This is a genomic window from Fischerella muscicola PCC 7414 (assembly GCF_000317205.1).
GTDB classification, from domain to species: domain Bacteria; phylum Cyanobacteriota; class Cyanobacteriia; order Cyanobacteriales; family Nostocaceae; genus Fischerella; species Fischerella muscicola.
This window is the reverse complement of the sequence record NZ_AJLK01000058.1, coordinates 67,407-83,922: the sequence shown is the minus strand read 5'-3', so window position 1 is coordinate 83,922 and position 16,516 is coordinate 67,407. Positions and strand designations below refer to the sequence as shown.

The 16,516-nt window shown below is 42.1% G+C and carries 13 protein-coding genes; 8 read left to right on the top strand and 5 right to left on the bottom strand.

Annotated features, from left to right (window positions below; translation table 11 throughout):
* Positions 1-79: 79 nt before the first annotated feature.
* From UYI_RS36660 to UYI_RS37970, 3 genes are all read left to right on the top strand, one after another.
* Entirely contained in the window at positions 80-244 is a 165-nt protein-coding gene (locus UYI_RS36660) for a hypothetical protein (protein ID WP_157226316.1), read from the top strand.
* A 437-nt stretch (positions 245-681) separates the two neighbouring features.
* A complete protein-coding gene (locus UYI_RS37975; protein WP_016866233.1) occupies positions 682-834 on the top strand; it encodes a hypothetical protein in 153 nt (50 codons plus the stop codon).
* Between the two features lie 175 nt (positions 835-1,009).
* A complete protein-coding gene (locus tag UYI_RS37970) occupies positions 1,010-1,159 on the top strand; it encodes a hypothetical protein (RefSeq protein WP_009455060.1) in 150 nt (49 codons plus the stop codon).
* A gap of 54 nt (positions 1,160-1,213) precedes the next feature.
* Here the strand turns inward: UYI_RS37970 and UYI_RS0108395 are convergent, their stop codons facing one another.
* Together UYI_RS0108395 and UYI_RS0108390 are read right to left on the bottom strand one after the other, a co-directional pair.
* Positions 1,214-2,164 carry a heme o synthase gene (locus UYI_RS0108395; protein WP_016866232.1) on the bottom strand — a complete coding sequence of 317 codons (951 nt, stop codon included), beginning with the start codon at positions 2,162-2,164 and terminating at the stop codon, positions 1,214-1,216.
* Between the two features lie 116 nt (positions 2,165-2,280).
* Entirely contained in the window at positions 2,281-3,243 is a 963-nt protein-coding gene (locus tag UYI_RS0108390; protein ID WP_016866231.1) for a COX15/CtaA family protein, read from the bottom strand.
* A 633-nt stretch (positions 3,244-3,876) separates the two neighbouring features.
* Between UYI_RS0108390 and UYI_RS0108385 the strand changes: the two genes are divergently transcribed.
* The 3 genes from UYI_RS0108385 to UYI_RS0108375 all read left to right on the top strand — a co-directional run bounded on the left by UYI_RS0108385 (position 3,877) and on the right by UYI_RS0108375 (position 7,504).
* On the top strand, positions 3,877-4,959 hold the full coding sequence (locus UYI_RS0108385; RefSeq protein WP_016866230.1) for a cytochrome c oxidase subunit II: 1,083 nt from the start codon (positions 3,877-3,879) through the stop codon (positions 4,957-4,959).
* Between the two features lie 89 nt (positions 4,960-5,048).
* A complete protein-coding gene (gene ctaD, locus UYI_RS0108380; protein WP_026085826.1) occupies positions 5,049-6,791 on the top strand; it encodes a cytochrome c oxidase subunit I in 1,743 nt (580 codons plus the stop codon).
* Positions 6,792-6,886: 95 nt separating this feature from the next.
* Positions 6,887-7,504 (top strand): cytochrome c oxidase subunit 3, encoded by a 618-nt coding sequence (locus UYI_RS0108375; RefSeq protein ID WP_016866228.1) that lies wholly within the window; start codon positions 6,887-6,889, stop codon positions 7,502-7,504.
* A gap of 212 nt (positions 7,505-7,716) precedes the next feature.
* Here UYI_RS0108375 and UYI_RS0108370 read toward each other — a convergent pair whose 3' ends face one another.
* Both UYI_RS0108370 and argS read right to left on the bottom strand, forming a co-directional pair.
* Complete coding sequence (locus UYI_RS0108370) at positions 7,717-8,022, bottom strand: hypothetical protein (RefSeq protein ID WP_016866227.1); 306 nt, start codon at positions 8,020-8,022, stop codon at positions 7,717-7,719.
* A gap of 275 nt (positions 8,023-8,297) precedes the next feature.
* A complete protein-coding gene (gene argS / locus UYI_RS0108365) occupies positions 8,298-10,055 on the bottom strand; it encodes an arginine--tRNA ligase (RefSeq protein WP_016866226.1) in 1,758 nt (585 codons plus the stop codon).
* A gap of 297 nt (positions 10,056-10,352) precedes the next feature.
* Between argS and metH the strand changes: the two genes are divergently transcribed.
* Entirely contained in the window at positions 10,353-13,892 is a 3,540-nt protein-coding gene (metH, locus tag UYI_RS0108360) for a methionine synthase (protein WP_016866225.1), read from the top strand.
* Between the two features lie 332 nt (positions 13,893-14,224).
* On the opposite strand, the gene UYI_RS0108350 is transcribed toward metH, so the two are convergent.
* Complete coding sequence (locus UYI_RS0108350) at positions 14,225-15,283, bottom strand: hypothetical protein (RefSeq protein ID WP_016866223.1); 1,059 nt, start codon at positions 15,281-15,283, stop codon at positions 14,225-14,227.
* Between the two features lie 650 nt (positions 15,284-15,933).
* Between UYI_RS0108350 and UYI_RS0108340 the strand changes: the two genes are divergently transcribed.
* Positions 15,934-16,350 carry a lysozyme inhibitor LprI family protein gene (locus tag UYI_RS0108340; RefSeq protein ID WP_016866221.1) on the top strand — a complete coding sequence of 139 codons (417 nt, stop codon included), beginning with the start codon at positions 15,934-15,936 and terminating at the stop codon, positions 16,348-16,350.
* The last annotated feature ends 166 nt before the right edge of the window (positions 16,351-16,516 follow it).

Below are 16,516 nucleotides of genomic sequence, written 5' to 3'. Positions count from 1 at the left end.
TAAGAAATTGTAACTCAGCACTTTTCAGATATCCTTGCAATCACAGCAATTACCATTAATTAATTCCCAGGAGAAACTCATGATTATTTCTGATCTGAATCACATCGAATCTGCTGACTCTAGTCAAATTACTGGTGGTCACTGGAAAGGCTACTACGGAAGAGGCAAATACTACGGAGGATACTACGGATTCAAAGGCAGAGGATACAAACACTACGGCCATTACAAGCACAAATATTGGTAACTTGCACTAGTTTGTAGTATTAGGATGCGATAGCCTCTGAACCCTCGTTACCAGGTTTAACCTGGTAACGAAAAAGTAGTCTTTTGTAACTAACTACAAGGACTATAACTGGTATCAAAGCATGTGATCTAATTGGTCGTAGCGAAGTACCCGAAGCAGTCAAACAAGCTGCCCAACGTTAATCACCTATTAAGTGAGAAAAAGAATAGATTACGTAGGTTCAGCTAGAATCTGTTAAACCGTGACTAATGTTCGATAACTAATACCTAAATTAGGGTACTAAGGTTATCGTTCACCTGATTTTGTAAGTGAGGCTAAGAGGATTTTTGAGAAGTCAAAGTTTAATCACAATCGGTGCTAAGAAATTGTAGGTCAGCACTTTTCAGATATCCTTGCAATCACAGCAATAACCATTAATTAATTTCCAGGAGAAACTCATGATTGTTTCTGATCTGAATCACATTGAATCTGTTGACTCTAGTCAAATTATTGGTGGTCAAAACAAAAAAGGCAAAGGGAAAGACAAAGACGAAGACAAATACAAAAAGAAATACAAATGCTATAAATGCTACGATTGTTACAAAGACTAAAGACTGACAAGTTGCACTAGTTTGTAGTATCAGGATGCGAAGCCTTGAAACCCTCGTTATCAGGTTGAACCTGGTAACGAGAATATTTCTATAATTCATTTTTCTTTTTATAAACAAAATTATTGGATAATTGAATTAGTGTCAGCCCTATTAAAATCTCGCTAGAGGATTCAAGATGAGTATTTTACGTCAAATGGCGTTGAGTGCTTTTTTTGCTCTTTTCTTAGCAGCTATTCTTGGTGTTGTTAAGAATCAACCTTCTTTAACGGCTTCGGCTGGTATAGCTGCTGGTGTGTGTGGACGCGCTCTTTCTGCAATTAAATAATTTAAAAAACCGGGTTTTTCAAAAAAACCCGGTTTAATTCCAGTCAGTTAACTTTCACACCAAATGCAACTGACTGACTACAAAACTGATTGCATGATGGGTAAGAGGAAGACTATCAACTACCATAGCCAGACACAATAGCATCATGTAAGAAATGGAATAGAGAAATAATCCTCTTGCTAAATTTCGATCGCTTGGATCACGCAGCAATTGCCAAGCTTTGTAAATGAATACTCCGCCTAAATATAATGCGATCGCACCATAAACAAATCCTGTTTGCTGCAAGGGATAAACTAGCATTAGTGTGGCTGCGACTGTGATCAGGGTATACCACCAAATCTGTTGTACAGTTGCTGGATTACCTGCCACTACTGGTAGCATTGGTACACCTACTTTTGCGTAATCTTCCCGAATCATCAAGGCTAAAGCCCAGAAGTGGGGCGGTGTCCACAAAAAGACAATTGCAAATAATAACCATGCTGTCCAGCTGAGATTACCAGTAACAGCCGCCCAACCTACCAGTGTGGGGATTGCTCCTGCTGCCCCACCAATGACGATATTGAGGGTGCTGTGACGCTTTAGCCAATGAGTATAAATTAACACATAGAAAATTATGCCAGCCATTGCTAGCAAAGCAGCTAGCAAGTTGGCAAATACTGACAATAGGCTAAAGGAAATAACAGCAAGAGCGATCGCAAAAATCAGAGCATCACGCGACTGTATTCTCCCAGAAGGGATGGGACGATGACGGGTACGCTCCATCTCATAATCTATATCCCGGTCATAAATACAGTTAATTGTCTGGGCGCTAGCAGCAGCTAAAGTGCCACCAGAGAGAGTGACTAACAATAGCATCGGGTCTACTTGTCCCTTTGCTGCGATCCACATACTGCCAGCTGTTGTAATTAAGAGTAACGGGATAATCCTGGGTTTGGTTAGCTGGTAGTAGCTTTGCAGAACCTGTAAAAATGATTCATGCTGCTTCGAGACATTAGTCTCAATCATCTTGGCACTATTTCCTTAATCTTGAATAATTTGTATGCTGCCGCCATGAGTATCAGTTATCAGTTATCAATGATCAGTCATCAGTGATCATTGATAACTGATAACTTCTAACTGATTTAATTCGGAATTGGATTGGCAGTCTCAGTGTTTGATTCAGCATTAATACTGCGATTTGCTACCCAATCACGTAAAGAAAGAACAGTGAACACCACCAAAATACCTAGCAAGGTCGCTCCTATAGCTTGGTGAGATACTGTTAATGGCTCAACTTGCAGATGTAACCTGAAAGTGGCAAATCCCACAATTAATTGTAAAATCAATAACCCACCAGCCATATTTGCTAGTTTGCGTAGGGCTGGGTGGAGTGCTGGTGTACGCCAAGCCATGAAAACCAGTGTCAATATTGCCACCGTCGGCGGAATCAAGCCAAAAATGTGGCTGTACATCACATCACAAAGTTGATAACCCGCAAAACATTGGTGTAAAGCCCAGCGAGAACCTACTAAAGCACCGAGAAGACTCTGTACGTAAACCAAAATAGTGGCGGTTAAACCTACCCAAGGCAACTTACCCACAGTTCCGGTTGCTTGGTAGGGAGTGAGTGCAGTACCGATCGCCAGTAAAGTAGAGAAAAATACTAAAGCTGTTCCCAAGTGAGCGGTAACAATATCAAACCGCAACAGTTGCGTAACAGTTAGTCCACCTAAGATGCCTTGGAAGATAATCAAAAACAGTGCGAATGTAGATGCCCAAGGCAGCCACTTGGGTAGACAGCGACGATTCCACCAAGATACACCCACAAGTGCGATCGCGCTGACTCCAATTAATGCTGCATCCAATCTATGAAACCATTCCAGAAACACCTGGAAATTCATTTGCTTGGTTGGTACTAGTTCACCATAGCATAAAGGCCAGTCTGGACAAGCCAATCCTGCATTCATAACGCGGGTGGCGCTGCCGATCGCCATTAACATCAAGGTGGCTACACACATTCTCCACACCCAGCGCCGAATTCGATCTTTGGGATTTTGCTGTTCTACTGCCGCTACATTTTGTTGTTCTAAGACAAATTCGCTCATGAAAGATACCCTTGAGTTGCTCTTCGTGAGCCATCAAATTCAAACGTTTGCTTATTGATTTTAGATTTGAGATTGCGGATTTTAGAGTTAATCCAGGCCAGCTTCAGAGGCTGGGTAATCTTGGATTCTCAATGGAGGATTTTTCAATAATTGAAACCATTTCAAAATCCAAAATCCAAAATCCGTCTTGAAAAGCTTTGAGGTTCCCTCCGGGACGCTTCGCGTAGACGCGAAGCGGCTTCAAGGTTAGAGTACGGAGGAAACCTCCGCTCAAACTTTTCGCAAAATCCAAAATCCAAAATCCACACCTCCACCCTAGCTTATGGAAACAGGGGTAAAAGTTCGGCTCTCACTTATACTGTGAAGCACCTTCGTTACTGTGTGCCTAAGCTTTAGGTATTTTTCAAGTTGTAGGCAATAGACAGCTGGAGATACTTCTAGCTTTAGGAAAGTTTTCTGGTCATTGGCATCCATCCTCCGGCATATCTAAGCAATACATTCTGTTGATGATCGAAAAATCAGCTTAAAAATTAATAATGATTTTACGTTCTGGGACTATATGTCCTATAGGCTGGACTACCGTAGTAAGTGAGCAGTTCTGTCCAAGTAGTAAAGTCATTAACCCTATTAACCGTGAAAATTCCAAGTTCAATCTGGACATTACTTATCGGCATTGTGCTGACACTGGTCAGCCTCTGGTATGGCCAAAATCATGGCTTGTTGCCTACCCAGGCTTCCGATGAAGCTGTTTTAGTGGATGGTCTGTTCAATGCAATGATGACCGTATCCACAGGTATATTTTTAATTGTCGAAGGCGTTTTAATATACAGTGCCTTTAAATATCGCCGACGTGCAGGTGATGACACAGATGGTCAGCCAGTGCATGGTAATGTACCGCTAGAAATTCTCTGGACAGCGATCCCCGCGATTATTGTCATTGGTATCTCTGTCTACAGTTTCGATGTCTACAATGAAATGGGTGGCTTTGATCCCCATGCTATTCACGATGCACCTGTAACACCCCAAGCCATGAAAATGCCAGGGGCAGCGATCGCAGCAACTTTGACCGATACACCTCCTAGTGATCAACCCAACCTCAATCAGCAAAAATCTGATGAGGCGATGCAAGATCCAGCCACAGCAGCAGTCCGCAATGCTGATCAAATTCCTCAAAAGCAGGACGCCCCGGGTGTCGGCAGTGTTGCTCCTACAATTGGTGCTAGTCGGGAAAAGCAAGGCCAACCACCCGAACTTGTGGTTAACGTCACAGGTTTACAGTATGCCTTCATTTTCACCTACCCAGACACAGGCATAACCTCTGGTGAATTGCACGTTCCCATCGGACGGGAAGTGAAACTAAATATGTCCGCAAATGATGTCATCCATGCTTTCTGGGTTCCGGAATTCCGCCTCAAGCAAGATGTTATCCCCGGTCGGCAAACAGAGGTTCGGTTTACACCCAAAACAGAGGGCAGTTATGCTGTAGTTTGTGCGGAACTGTGTGGGCCCTATCATGGTGCGATGAGGACACAAGTAGTAGTAGAAAAACCAGAAGCCTTTGAGAAGTGGGTACAAGAACAGCAGGTTGCCAGTGCTGAAACTCTCAATCAGGCCGTTGCTGTCAACCCTGCGGAACTATCCCCAGCGCAATATCTTGCCCCATACACTCAAGATATGGGAATTCAGCCAGAAATGTTACATCAATTGCACAAGTAGTTATTTGTTCATGGTTGATTGTTGGTAGTTGTTTGGGAAGAACAAACAATCAACAACCAACGACCAACAACCAACAAACAACAATTCTTATGACACAAGCACAAATACAAGAAACAGCTAATATCCCTGCTCAGGCTGAGGAACCAGGGATCAGAAAATGGTGGGAATACTTTACCTTTAACACTGATCACAAAGTCATTGGTATTCAATACCTAGTCACCACCTTCATTTTCTACTGTATTGGTGGGGTGATGGCTGATTTGGTACGCACCGAACTCCGAACCCCAGAAGTAGATTTTGTGACTCCCGAAGTCTACAACAGCTTGTTTACGCTGCACGCCACAATTATGATTTTCCTGTGGATTGTGCCTGCGGGTGCGGGTTTTGCTAACTATGTCATGCCCTTGATGATTGGGGCAAAAGATATGGCATTCCCTCGCCTCAATGCCCTGGCTTTTTGGATCATTCCCCCAGCCGGTTTGATGCTAATTGCCAGTTTAGCTGTAGGCGATGCCCCGGATGCAGGTTGGACTTCTTACCCTCCCTTGAGTTTGGTAACAGGCCAGGTGGGTGAGGGAATCTGGATTATGAGCGTCCTGCTGTTGGGTACATCCTCAATTTTGGGGGCGATTAATTTCCTCGTTACCCTCCTGAAAATGCGTACCCCTGGTATGGGGTTCCATCAAATGCCCCTATTCTGCTGGGCGATGTTGGCAACTTCAGCGTTGGTGTTGTTGTCTACACCTGTGCTAGCAGCAGGGCTAATTCTGCTTGCCTTTGACTTATTTGTAGGCACAACATTTTTTAATCCCACAGGCGGTGGTGATCCAGTTGTTTACCAGCACATGTTCTGGTTCTACTCCCACCCAGCGGTTTACATCATGATTTTGCCCTTCTTTGGGGTGATTTCAGAAGTGATCCCCGTTCACTCTCGTAAACCCATTTTTGGTTATAAAGCGATCGCCTATTCTTCTTTGGCAATTAGCTTTCTGGGTTTAATTGTGTGGGCGCACCACATGTTCACCAGTGGTATCCCCGGTTGGTTACGGATGTTTTTCATGATCACGACGATGATCATTGCCGTGCCTACTGGTATCAAAATTTTTAGTTGGTTAGCAACTATGTGGGGTGGCAAAATCCGCCTAAACAGTGCCATGCTCTTTGCAATGGGCTTTGTGGGTACTTTCGTTATCGGTGGTATCAGTGGTGTAATGTTGGCAGCTGTGCCTTTTGATATCCACGTCCACGACACCTATTTCGTAGTTGCCCACCTGCATTACGTCCTGTTCGGTGGTAGTGTTTTGGGTATCTATGCCGCTTTCTACCACTGGTTCCCAAAAATGACGGGACGAATGGTCAACGAATTTTGGGGTAAAATTCATTTTGCCTTGACAATTGTTGGTCTGAATATGACCTTCTTGCCCATGCACAAGCTGGGAATGATGGGGATGAACCGTCGTATTGCCCAGTATGATCCCAAGTTTGCTTTGCTCAACGAAATTTGTACCTACGGTTCTTACATACTGGCAGTTTCCACATTGCCTTTTATTGTCAATGTGATTTGGAGTTGGATGTATGGGCCCAAGGCTGGGAACAATCCTTGGAACGCCCTAACTCTGGAGTGGATGACCACTTCACCACCAGCATTTGAAAATTTCGACAAACCCCCTGTATTAGCTACTGGCCCTTACGATTACGGTTTGGAAAGGGCTAAAGAAGGTGTACCTTTATCTAGTTCCGATCCAGCTTTATCTGCTGGCCCTAATTCCGTCTTACGCGCCGATCCTGACGAACCCTATCCATCTATCGCTGCTGAAAAAGGCGAACGCTAACGGTTTTGGATTTTGGATTTTGGATTTTAGATTTAATCCAAAATCCAACATCTAAAATTTGAAGTTTCCTCAATAACGCAATACCTAAGAAATTCATGAGTCAAACTATTGACCCAGCAAAAACAGCCCTAAATTATCACCACACAGCAGAAGCTGCTCACCACGAAGAACATCATGACTATCGTCTGTTTGGACTAATTGTGTTTCTGATTGCCGAAGGGATGATTTTTATGGGTTTGTTCGGAGCCTACCTAGCTTTCCGTTCGACATTGCCTGCTTGGCCGCCGGAAGGTACTCCAGAATTAGAACTGTTACTTCCTGGAGTCAACACCATTAACCTAATTGCCAGCAGTTTTGTGATTCACAATGCCGATACCGCCATCAAAAAGAATGATGTGCGGGGTATGCAAATGTGGTTTGCCATCACTGCTGTGATGGGGATCATTTTCTTGGCGGGACAGATGTATGAATACTTCCACCTGGAATTTGGTCTGACTACTAATTTATTTGCCAGTGCATTTTACGTTTTGACTGGTTTCCACGGACTGCACGTGACGATTGGTGTTTTAGCAATCTTAGCGGTGCTGTGGCGATCGCGCAGAAAGGGCCACTACAGTAGTGAAAAGCACTTTGGCATTGAAGCTGCTGAAATTTATTGGCACTTTGTAGACGTGATTTGGATCATCTTATTCGGATTATTGTATATACTGTGAGTATTACTTTTTACTCCACTCTCTGATGACACAACCCCCAATAGGGGGTTTTTTATTTGATGAAACTTAGGAATTTCATAAAAGAAAAGACCTCGTCCTTAAGGACGGGGTTTAACAATAAAAATCAGGAGTTATGCATAAAAAATGCTACTCCTGAGTTTTACCTTCTATCTTTATCGTCAAAATAACAGTATTTTCAGTAGCATTTTTACCTAGCTTGTCACTAAATTAGAACGCCAAGAATTTGTTATAACTTCACTACTCTTAGTACGCCCATCTGGGGATACATAATCCTTTCTCGTTGTAGTGCTACCAGAATTCTGATTACCCTCATCTCCACCTTCTTCACCGAGAGCTAAAGTAGTCAATATATTTTGAACTCCTAGAGGAACAAGTTCAGGAGCAAGAAAGTAGTTATATCCACCTCTAACTTTTTCGCTTTGCTCATGGCTAAGTTCTTCAAAGCACAAACCAATTTTTTCTAACTCAGAAATATCTAAATCAAAAGGATGACGCATAACAGACTCCTAGAATTTTTCAAGGCAAAGTCAAAAGTAAAAAGTCAAAACTTGACCTTTGACTTTACGTAACCTGTTCAATTTCCCCTGGTTTCAAGAAAGCTAGGGAATCAAAAAATTAACCAAACCGAATTGGGGTAAAAATTAGAATTTAATTTCTACCCCTAACTAAAATTTAATGGTTGTGTCTCTGTATTTCCAGTTTAATTGCGTAATTTAATTTACCTAAATGTGAAGGTAAAATTTCATTTTTCAGCAAAGTCCCACTTCAGATGCTACATCCGCTCCAACACCTGGATACCTAACAAAGACAGTCCCAACTTCAAGGTTCTTGCTGTTAAATAACACAGTGCTAAACGTGATGTTCTGATTGGTTCCTCTGATTTGAGAACAGGACAGTTTTCGTAGAATTTGTTAAATTTATCACTAAGTTGATACAAGTATTCACATAACCGATTCGGCAATAAATCCTGCTCAACATCACTAATAATTTCATCAAGCTGTAACAAATGCTTTGCTAAAGTTAATTCTGTGTCTTCTTGTAACAGAATTTTGGCATCTGTACCCAAATTTTCAAAATCTATGTTACCTTCGCGGCTAATTCCTTGGGTACGGACGTAAGCATAGAGCATGTAGGGTGCGGTGTTACCTTTGAGGGAGAGCATTTTGTCATAGCTAAAGACATAGTTGCTGGTGCGGTTTTGACTCAAATCTGCATACTTCACCGCACTGATCCCAACTACTTTGGCAACGTTTGCTTTGAACTCTTCTGTTTCTTGTCGTCCCTCTTGTATTAGTCTATTTTCTAGGTCTGCACGCGCTCGAGCGATCGCTTCATCTAGTAAATCCCGTAACCGTACCGTATCCCCAGAACGGGTTTTGAATTTCTTGCCATCTTCACCCAGCACCAAACCGAAGGGAACGTGAACAAGTTCCACATCATCGGGAACCCACCCCGCCTTACGGACTACTTGAAAAACTTGGGCAAAATGGTTTGCTTGTCCAGCATCTGTAACATAAATTATGCGTTTGGCATGATCTTCTTGAATCCGGTAGCGAATAGCAGCTAAATCTGTGGTTGCGTAGTTGTAACCACCATCAGATTTTTGTACAATCAAAGGCAGTGGTTCACCTTCTTTATTGGTAAATCCTTCCAAGAAAACGCATTTTGCCCCTTGATCTTCTACCAGTAAACCAGCCTGTTCTAAATCTTCTACAACTTTTGGCAGTAAGGGATTGTAAAAAGACTCGCCCCGTTCTTGCACCTTAATATCTAACAAGTCGTAAATAACTTGAAACTCTGCCCTTGACTGTTCACACAACAATTTCCACGCATGAATTGTATCTGCTGCGCCTGCTTGTAATTTGACAACTTCTTGGCGTGCTTGTTCTTGGAAAGCTTCATCTTCATCAAACCGCTTTTTAGCTTGCTTATAAAAGGTGACTAAATCACCAATATCTAAAGCATTAGCAGTTGTCAGGGCTTCTGGGTAAACTTCCCGCAGATATGTAATTAACATCCCAAACTGCGTTCCCCAATCACCAACATGATTCAACCGCAGCACGTCATGACCCCGAAATTCTAAAATTCGGGCAATGCTATCTCCGATAATTGTGGAACGCAGGTGTCCGACGTGCATTTCTTTGGCGATGTTGGGACTAGAAAAATCCACAATTTCCCGCTTTGACGTTTTCGCTTTGGCAACTCCCAATCTGGAATCTGCTTGCATCGTCGCCAGTTGTGCTTCTAGGTATTGTGTCGTGAGTTTGAGATTGATAAAACCAGGCCCAGCAACTTCCGGTGGTTTGCAAATATCAGATACATCCAATTGATCAACAATAGCTTGAGCGATCACCCTTGGCTGTTGTCCTAAACGCTTTGCTAAAGATAAAGCTACATTCGCCTGATAATCACCAAATTTAGGATTGCTGGCTGCAACCAACACCGGATCTACTCCGGCGAACTCCGCACCAAAAGCTGTCACCAAAGCTTGCTGTAATTTTTCTTTTAATAGTTCTTGTGTAGCGTTCATATATATTGTTGGGAAGCAGGCAGTAACTAATTAGATATCTTTCACGACCTGATTATTCTAGCTTTAAAATGCGATCGCGTAATCCAAGTAGAGCATTGCGTAAATTTAAACGCAGAGGGGCGCGGAGGTAGCGCAGAGGGAAGTAGAGTTTTTTTCTATTTTACCCTTTCAGTTTTCTGCTTCTGCCATCTGCCCTCTGCCTTCTTCAAGCAAAACCTTATCCTGAAACAGTAGAAATTTTGGCAAATAATAAATTAAGTTGAATTATTGAGAGTAACCAAATTTCTTTTGGCAAATATGACTCATCCCTTTTTAGAACGTTTGCACAGTCCCCAACGCCCGGTTATTGTCTTCGACGGTGCGATGGGAACTAATTTGCAAAGGCAAAATCTCGTCGCTGAAGATTTCGGTGGCCCTGAGTATGAAGGTTGCAACGAATACCTAGTTCATACCAAACCTGAGGCTGTGGCGAAGGTTCACCGCGATTTCCTGGCTGCGGGTGCAGATGTGATCGAAACCGATACTTTTGGCGGTACATCTATAGTATTGGCAGAATACGATCTGGCTGACAAAGCATATTACCTCAACAAAACTGCCGCCGAACTGGCAAAGCGCGTCGCCGCAGAATTTTCTACTCCAGAAAAACCCCGGTTTGTAGCTGGTTCAATGGGGCCGACAACCAAATTGCCAACTCTGGGACACATTGATTTTGACACGATGAAAGACGCATTCGCCCAACAAGCAGAGGCATTGTGGGATGGAGGTGTCGATTTATTTATTGTCGAGACTTGTCAGGATGTGCTGCAAATCAAAGCAGCGTTGAATGGTATTGAAGAAGTCTTTGCCAAAAAAGGCGATCGCCGTCCTCTCATGGTTTCTGTGACAATGGAAACAATGGGGACAATGTTAGTAGGTACGGAAATCAATGCTGTACTGACTATTTTGGAGCCTTATCCAATAGATATTCTGGGTCTGAACTGTGCGACTGGGCCAGACCTGATGAAACCACATATTAAGTATCTTTCGGAACATTCACCTTTCGTAGTTTCTTGTATTCCCAACGCGGGTTTACCAGAAAACGTCGGTGGACAAGCACACTATCGCTTGACACCAATGGAATTGCGGATGTCATTGATGCATTTTGTTGAAGACTTAGGTGTCCAAGTAATTGGGGGTTGCTGTGGGACACGTCCAGAACACATTCAACAATTAGCAGAAATTGCCAAAGAACTAAAGCCGAAAGTTAGAGAACCAAAGCTAGAACCAGCCGCAGCATCAATTTATAGTATTCAGCCTTACGAACAAGACAATTCTTTCTTAATTATTGGTGAACGGATCAACGCCAGTGGTTCTAAAAAATGCCGCGAATTGCTGAACGCGGAAGATTGGGATGGACTGGTATCGATGGCGAGGGCGCAAGTCAAAGAAGGCGCACACATTCTGGATATCAACGTTGACTATGTCGGACGTGATGGTGTCCGGGATATGCACGAATTGGTTTCGCGCATTGTCAACAATGTGACACTTCCCTTGATGCTCGACTCCACGGAATGGGAAAAGATGGAAGCGGGTTTAAAAGTAGCAGGTGGTAAGTGTTTATTAAACTCTACCAACTACGAAGATGGTGAACCGCGTTTCTTGAAAGTGTTGGAGTTAGCGAAAAAGTACGGTGCTGGTGTAGTCATTGGTACTATCGATGAAGAGGGGATGGCACGGACTGCTGACAAGAAATTCCAAATTGCTCAGCGCGCCTATCGTCAAGCCTTGGAATACGGTATCCCAGCCCATGAAATATTCTTTGATACTTTAGCTCTACCAATTTCTACGGGCATTGAAGAAGATCGAGAAAATGCCAAAGCCACTATTGCAGCCATCCGTCGCATCCGCCAGGAATTGCCTGGTTGTCATGTAGTTTTGGGTGTATCTAATATTTCCTTTGGTCTGAGTCCCGCAGCCCGGATAGTACTGAACTCAATGTTCTTACACGAGGCTATGGCGGCGGGTATGGATGCGGCAATTGTTAGCGCTAATAAGATTTTACCACTTGCAAAAATTGAGGAGAAGCATCAACAAGTCTGTCGCCAGCTAATTTACGATGAGCGCAAATTTGAGGGTGATGTCTGCGTTTATGATCCCCTAGCGGAATTAACCAAGATGTTTGAAGGGGTGACAACAAAACGCGACAAAGGTGTAGATGAAAGTCTCCCGATTGAAGAACGTCTCAAGCGTCACATCATTGATGGTGAACGCATTGGTTTGGATGCAGCACTCGCCGAAGCGTTAAAAAAATATCCGGCTTTGGATATTATTAATATCTTCTTGCTAGATGGGATGAAAGTAGTAGGTGAGTTGTTCGGTTCTGGACAAATGCAGCTACCTTTTGTGTTGCAGTCAGCCGAAACCATGAAAGCGGCGGTGGCTTATCTTGAACCGTTCATGGAAAAATCAGAAGCTGGCGATAATGCCAAGGGTACATTTATTATTGCCACAGTCAAGGGTGATGTTCACGATATTGGTAAAAACCTGGTAGATATCATTCTGTCCAACAACGGTTACAGAGTTATTAACCTGGGGATTAAGCAGTCGGTGGAAAGCATTATCGAAGCATACGAGAAGCACAAGGCTGATTGTATTGCAATGAGTGGGTTGTTGGTCAAGTCCACTGCCTTCATGAAAGAAAATTTGGAGGTATTTAACGAGAAGGGAATTACTGTTCCTGTAATTTTGGGGGGTGCGGCGCTAACTCCCAAGTTTGTTTATGAAGATTGCCAGAATACTTACAAAGGTAAGGTAGTGTATGGCAAGGATGCATTTTCAGATTTGCACTTTATGGACAAATTAATGCCAGCCAAAGCCTCTGGGAAGTGGGATGATTTGCAGGGATTTTTGGGTGAGTTTGCCCAAGCACCTCAAAATGGACATAAGGAACCTGTGGTAAGAGAAGAAGTTGAAGCAAAAGTACCCGTTGAACCAACAGAAGTTGACACGAGGCGTTCAGAAGCAGTGGCGGTAGATATCCCACGTCCCACGCCGCCTTTCTGGGGAACTAAGTTGTTGCAGCCGAGTGATATAAGTTGGGAAGAGGTTTTCTGGTATTTGGATTTGCAAGCTTTGATTGCGGGACAGTGGCAGTTTCGCAAGCCGAAGGATCAATCTAAGGAGGAATATCAGGCTTTTTTGGATGAGAAGGTGTATCCGATTTTGGAGGAGTGGAAGCAGCGGATTGTTGCAGAGAATTTGTTGCAGCCACAGGTGATTTATGGGTATTTCCCTTGTCAGGCTGAGGGGAATAGTTTGTATGTTTATGATTGGAACCGCCAAGACGCAGAGGACGCAGAGGTAAGAGCAACTTTTGAGTTTCCTCGACAGAAGTCGTTGAGGAGGCTGTGTATTGCTGATTTCTTTGCGCCGAAGGAGTCGGGGGTGATTGATGTGTTCCCGATGCAGGCGGTGACGGTGGGTGAAGTGGCGACGGTGTACGCGCAGAAGTTGTTTGCGAATAATCAGTATACTGATTATTTGTATTTCCACGGTTTGGCGGTGCAGATGGCGGAGGCTTTGGCTGAGTGGACTCATGCACGGATTCGTCGGGAGTTGGGTTTTGCTGCCCAGGAACCGGATAATATTCGGGATGTGTTGGCACAGAGGTATCGAGGCTCAAGGTACAGTTTTGGCTATCCGGCGTGTCCGAATATTCAGGATCAGTACAAGCAGTTGGAGTTGTTGGGGGCTGAACGGATTAATCTGTATATGGATGAGAGTGAGCAGTTGTATCCGGAGCAGTCTACGACGGCGATTATTTGTTACCACCCGGTAGCTAAGTATTTTAGTGCCTAACCTCACAAGAAAAGCCCCTCTGGTGAACTCGCAAAGAGGGGTGCCTAAGGCGGGTAAAGCGATGGGTAAATCTCTGCTTTTGGACATCAATCCATTAGAAGATCCAGAACCATTTGAGCATGAGCAATAATCATAACTATAAATTGTTCTGCTATAGATAATTCTGCTTTTTCTAGGTTTGCGATCGCCTCAATATATTAGTGGTTCATCGCATTAATTTTGCTGGGCTACAAGATCCCCGACTTCTTCAAGAAGTCGGGGATCTTGCAACCTATCATAACTAATGAGACAGGCCACTAGTTTTATGTATTATAATAAATCCTCTACAAACTTTACCTATCAAAAGCTTGTATCATCCCTTGAGTATAAGGTAACAAAATTTTTTGATGTTCTGGTTTTACACGACTAATAATTTCATCTATTAATATTTGATTCCATTGTTGTAATACTTTCCATTTCACCTGTAATTTCTCCATTACCATTACACATAAATCTACTAGTTCTTGTTCTATTGGTATGAGGCTTTCTTCTAACACACATAACCAAAGGTAAGCTTGGAACATATTCAAGTCACGAATGCTTGAGTGTGCAACAGTAGGAGTACTTAATAAACCACTACGACTATAATGATTAGGAAATAATTCCACTAGTTTGTAGTAAACAGTTTTGGCAATTTCTTCAGCCGCAGGTAGCTTTTGCTCTACAAGAGTAAAGACTGGTGAATCTATATCATGCTTGGCACTAGCAGCACATACTCGTTGCCAGGGAATTGCAACTTGCTCTTCAATAAAATGAATGTATGGACTAAGCAGTATTTTTTCAATAGGTGTAATTTGATTTAAAATTAATTTATTAGTAAATTTTAATTGCGTAGTCATAAACCCTAACGTACACCAGTCTTTACATGCCATGTGTTGCTCTTGAAATTTTATTAATGTCGGTTCCATTTTATATGCTAATTCCTTAATCGTTAATATTCCGAATTCAGCAACAAAAATATCCTCAAATTTAAGTGAAAATTGGGAATTTTTTGTTGTTAATGCAGCAGTATATAATGCCTGCTTTTGGTAAATATCTAGTAGAGCTTTATAAACAGTAAGCGCAGATTCTGTTATTTTTTTCGCTTCGTTAAAGTCTAAAAGATTTGGAATATAATTGTGCAGAGATTTTGTTTGTAGCCATGCCATCTGGCTGTTGATATCTAACAAGTTATTTTTTAATCTAGCAGCAGTTTGTATTCTGCCTTCTGGTGAAGCAGTTTCCATTAATGAAGCGATTGATATTTCTTGAGATAAGGTTAAATTAGATAAGTCAGGTATGTAACGTCTTACCCAAAGCTTTAGTAAGCGTTCCACAGAAGGTGTTATGACATAATGAGTGGTTTTGAGCATATATTTTGGCTTTATTACGCCTATTTTTATAAATTTGATGACAAAAAAGAGATTTAGTGCTGTTTTTATTTGTCTAAAGTAAAATAATTCAGATTAAGTCCTGTCCCTCTGTTATTCCCTGACTTTACATCTACATAACCTTTTTTTAACTTTGCGTTTACGATTTTCAAATGATTTGTGTCAATGCTGAAAAATATTTACATTTCTTTGCACTCTAGCAAATATTTGTTTAGAAAGCAGGGCTGCGAAATCCAGATGGTGAGCCAGTTTGAACAATTGAAGAATCTGTTCAAAAATTTTTGGAAAGTTTCCGGAATTGGCTGGCATGGTTTAGTAGATAGTTATAGAGCGGTAAAGCAATTTTGCTCAACTATATCTCAAGATTTATACCGAATCCTCTAACCTTAACCAATTATCTTAAAAGTCCCTCAGCCATAGCCTCTCTCCAACATATGGAGAGGGGCTATGTTATTTATGTATTGACAAAAATGATACAGTTTGGAGATACTGTTTAGTAGAAACAATAAGAGTATTTATTATGACTTTTCATTCAATAAAATTACCCAAAATAATGTAGATCGAGCATCTTAATATTAAGGTTGCTAGTCTGAGCATCAAAGAATTATTTTGAATTTTTTCATTAAAAGTGTATGTATAAGAGATTATTTATTGCCTTGATCCTGAGTGTGATCGCATTTTTATCAGTCCTAGTTATCCCTAGCTTAGCTACACCAACTGAAGCGATCGCGCAAAAACCAGCAATTGACTGCTCTAAAGCAACAGCGACACCAGAACTGAGATATTGTTCTCAACAATCATACGCAGCCGCAGACAAAAAGCTAAATCAAGTTTATCAAAAAGTCCTTGCAATCACTAAAAGAGAGCCAAAGCAACAACTTATTAAAGGACAACAAGCATGGATTGTATTTCGTGACAACACCTGTGATTTTGAAGTCTATGAATCTCGTGGTGGGACAGGTTATGAAATCTTTCGTAATCAATGTTTGGAACGACTGACTAAACAACGCACTAAAGATTTAGAAAATTATTTGCAACTCAGAACTTAGGAAAGCTTGTGTACAGGCTGAATGTACTACAAAAATTACATATTGGATTTGTGTGAATCTAACCAATATTTTTCGGAAAACCATAGATTTCTATGGTTTATTTTTAACTCAGTTTCATAGTTGATAGCGTTTCGCATAATATAAGCATTTAATCGAACATGATATA

Bases quoted from the DNA above. Each gene is read 5' to 3' on its own strand.
- UYI_RS36660 (WP_157226316.1), top strand. From the start codon at position 80: ATGATTATTTCTGATCTGAATCACATCGAATCTGCTGACTCTAGTCAA.
- UYI_RS37975 (WP_016866233.1), top strand. From the start codon at position 682: ATGATTGTTTCTGATCTGAATCACATTGAATCTGTTGACTCTAGTCAA.
- UYI_RS37970 (WP_009455060.1), top strand. From the start codon at position 1,010: ATGAGTATTTTACGTCAAATGGCGTTGAGTGCTTTTTTTGCTCTTTTC.
- UYI_RS0108395 (WP_016866232.1), bottom strand. From the start codon at position 2,164: ATGATTGAGACTAATGTCTCGAAGCAGCATGAATCATTTTTACAGGTT.
- UYI_RS0108390 (WP_016866231.1), bottom strand. From the start codon at position 3,243: ATGAGCGAATTTGTCTTAGAACAACAAAATGTAGCGGCAGTAGAACAG.
- ctaD (WP_026085826.1), top strand. From the start codon at position 5,049: ATGACACAAGCACAAATACAAGAAACAGCTAATATCCCTGCTCAGGCT.
- UYI_RS0108375 (WP_016866228.1), top strand. From the start codon at position 6,887: ATGAGTCAAACTATTGACCCAGCAAAAACAGCCCTAAATTATCACCAC.
- UYI_RS0108370 (WP_016866227.1), bottom strand. From the start codon at position 8,022: ATGCGTCATCCTTTTGATTTAGATATTTCTGAGTTAGAAAAAATTGGT.
- argS (WP_016866226.1), bottom strand. From the start codon at position 10,055: ATGAACGCTACACAAGAACTATTAAAAGAAAAATTACAGCAAGCTTTG.
- metH (WP_016866225.1), top strand. From the start codon at position 10,353: ATGACTCATCCCTTTTTAGAACGTTTGCACAGTCCCCAACGCCCGGTT.
- UYI_RS0108350 (WP_016866223.1), bottom strand. From the start codon at position 15,283: ATGCTCAAAACCACTCATTATGTCATAACACCTTCTGTGGAACGCTTA.
- UYI_RS0108340 (WP_016866221.1), top strand. From the start codon at position 15,934: ATGTATAAGAGATTATTTATTGCCTTGATCCTGAGTGTGATCGCATTT.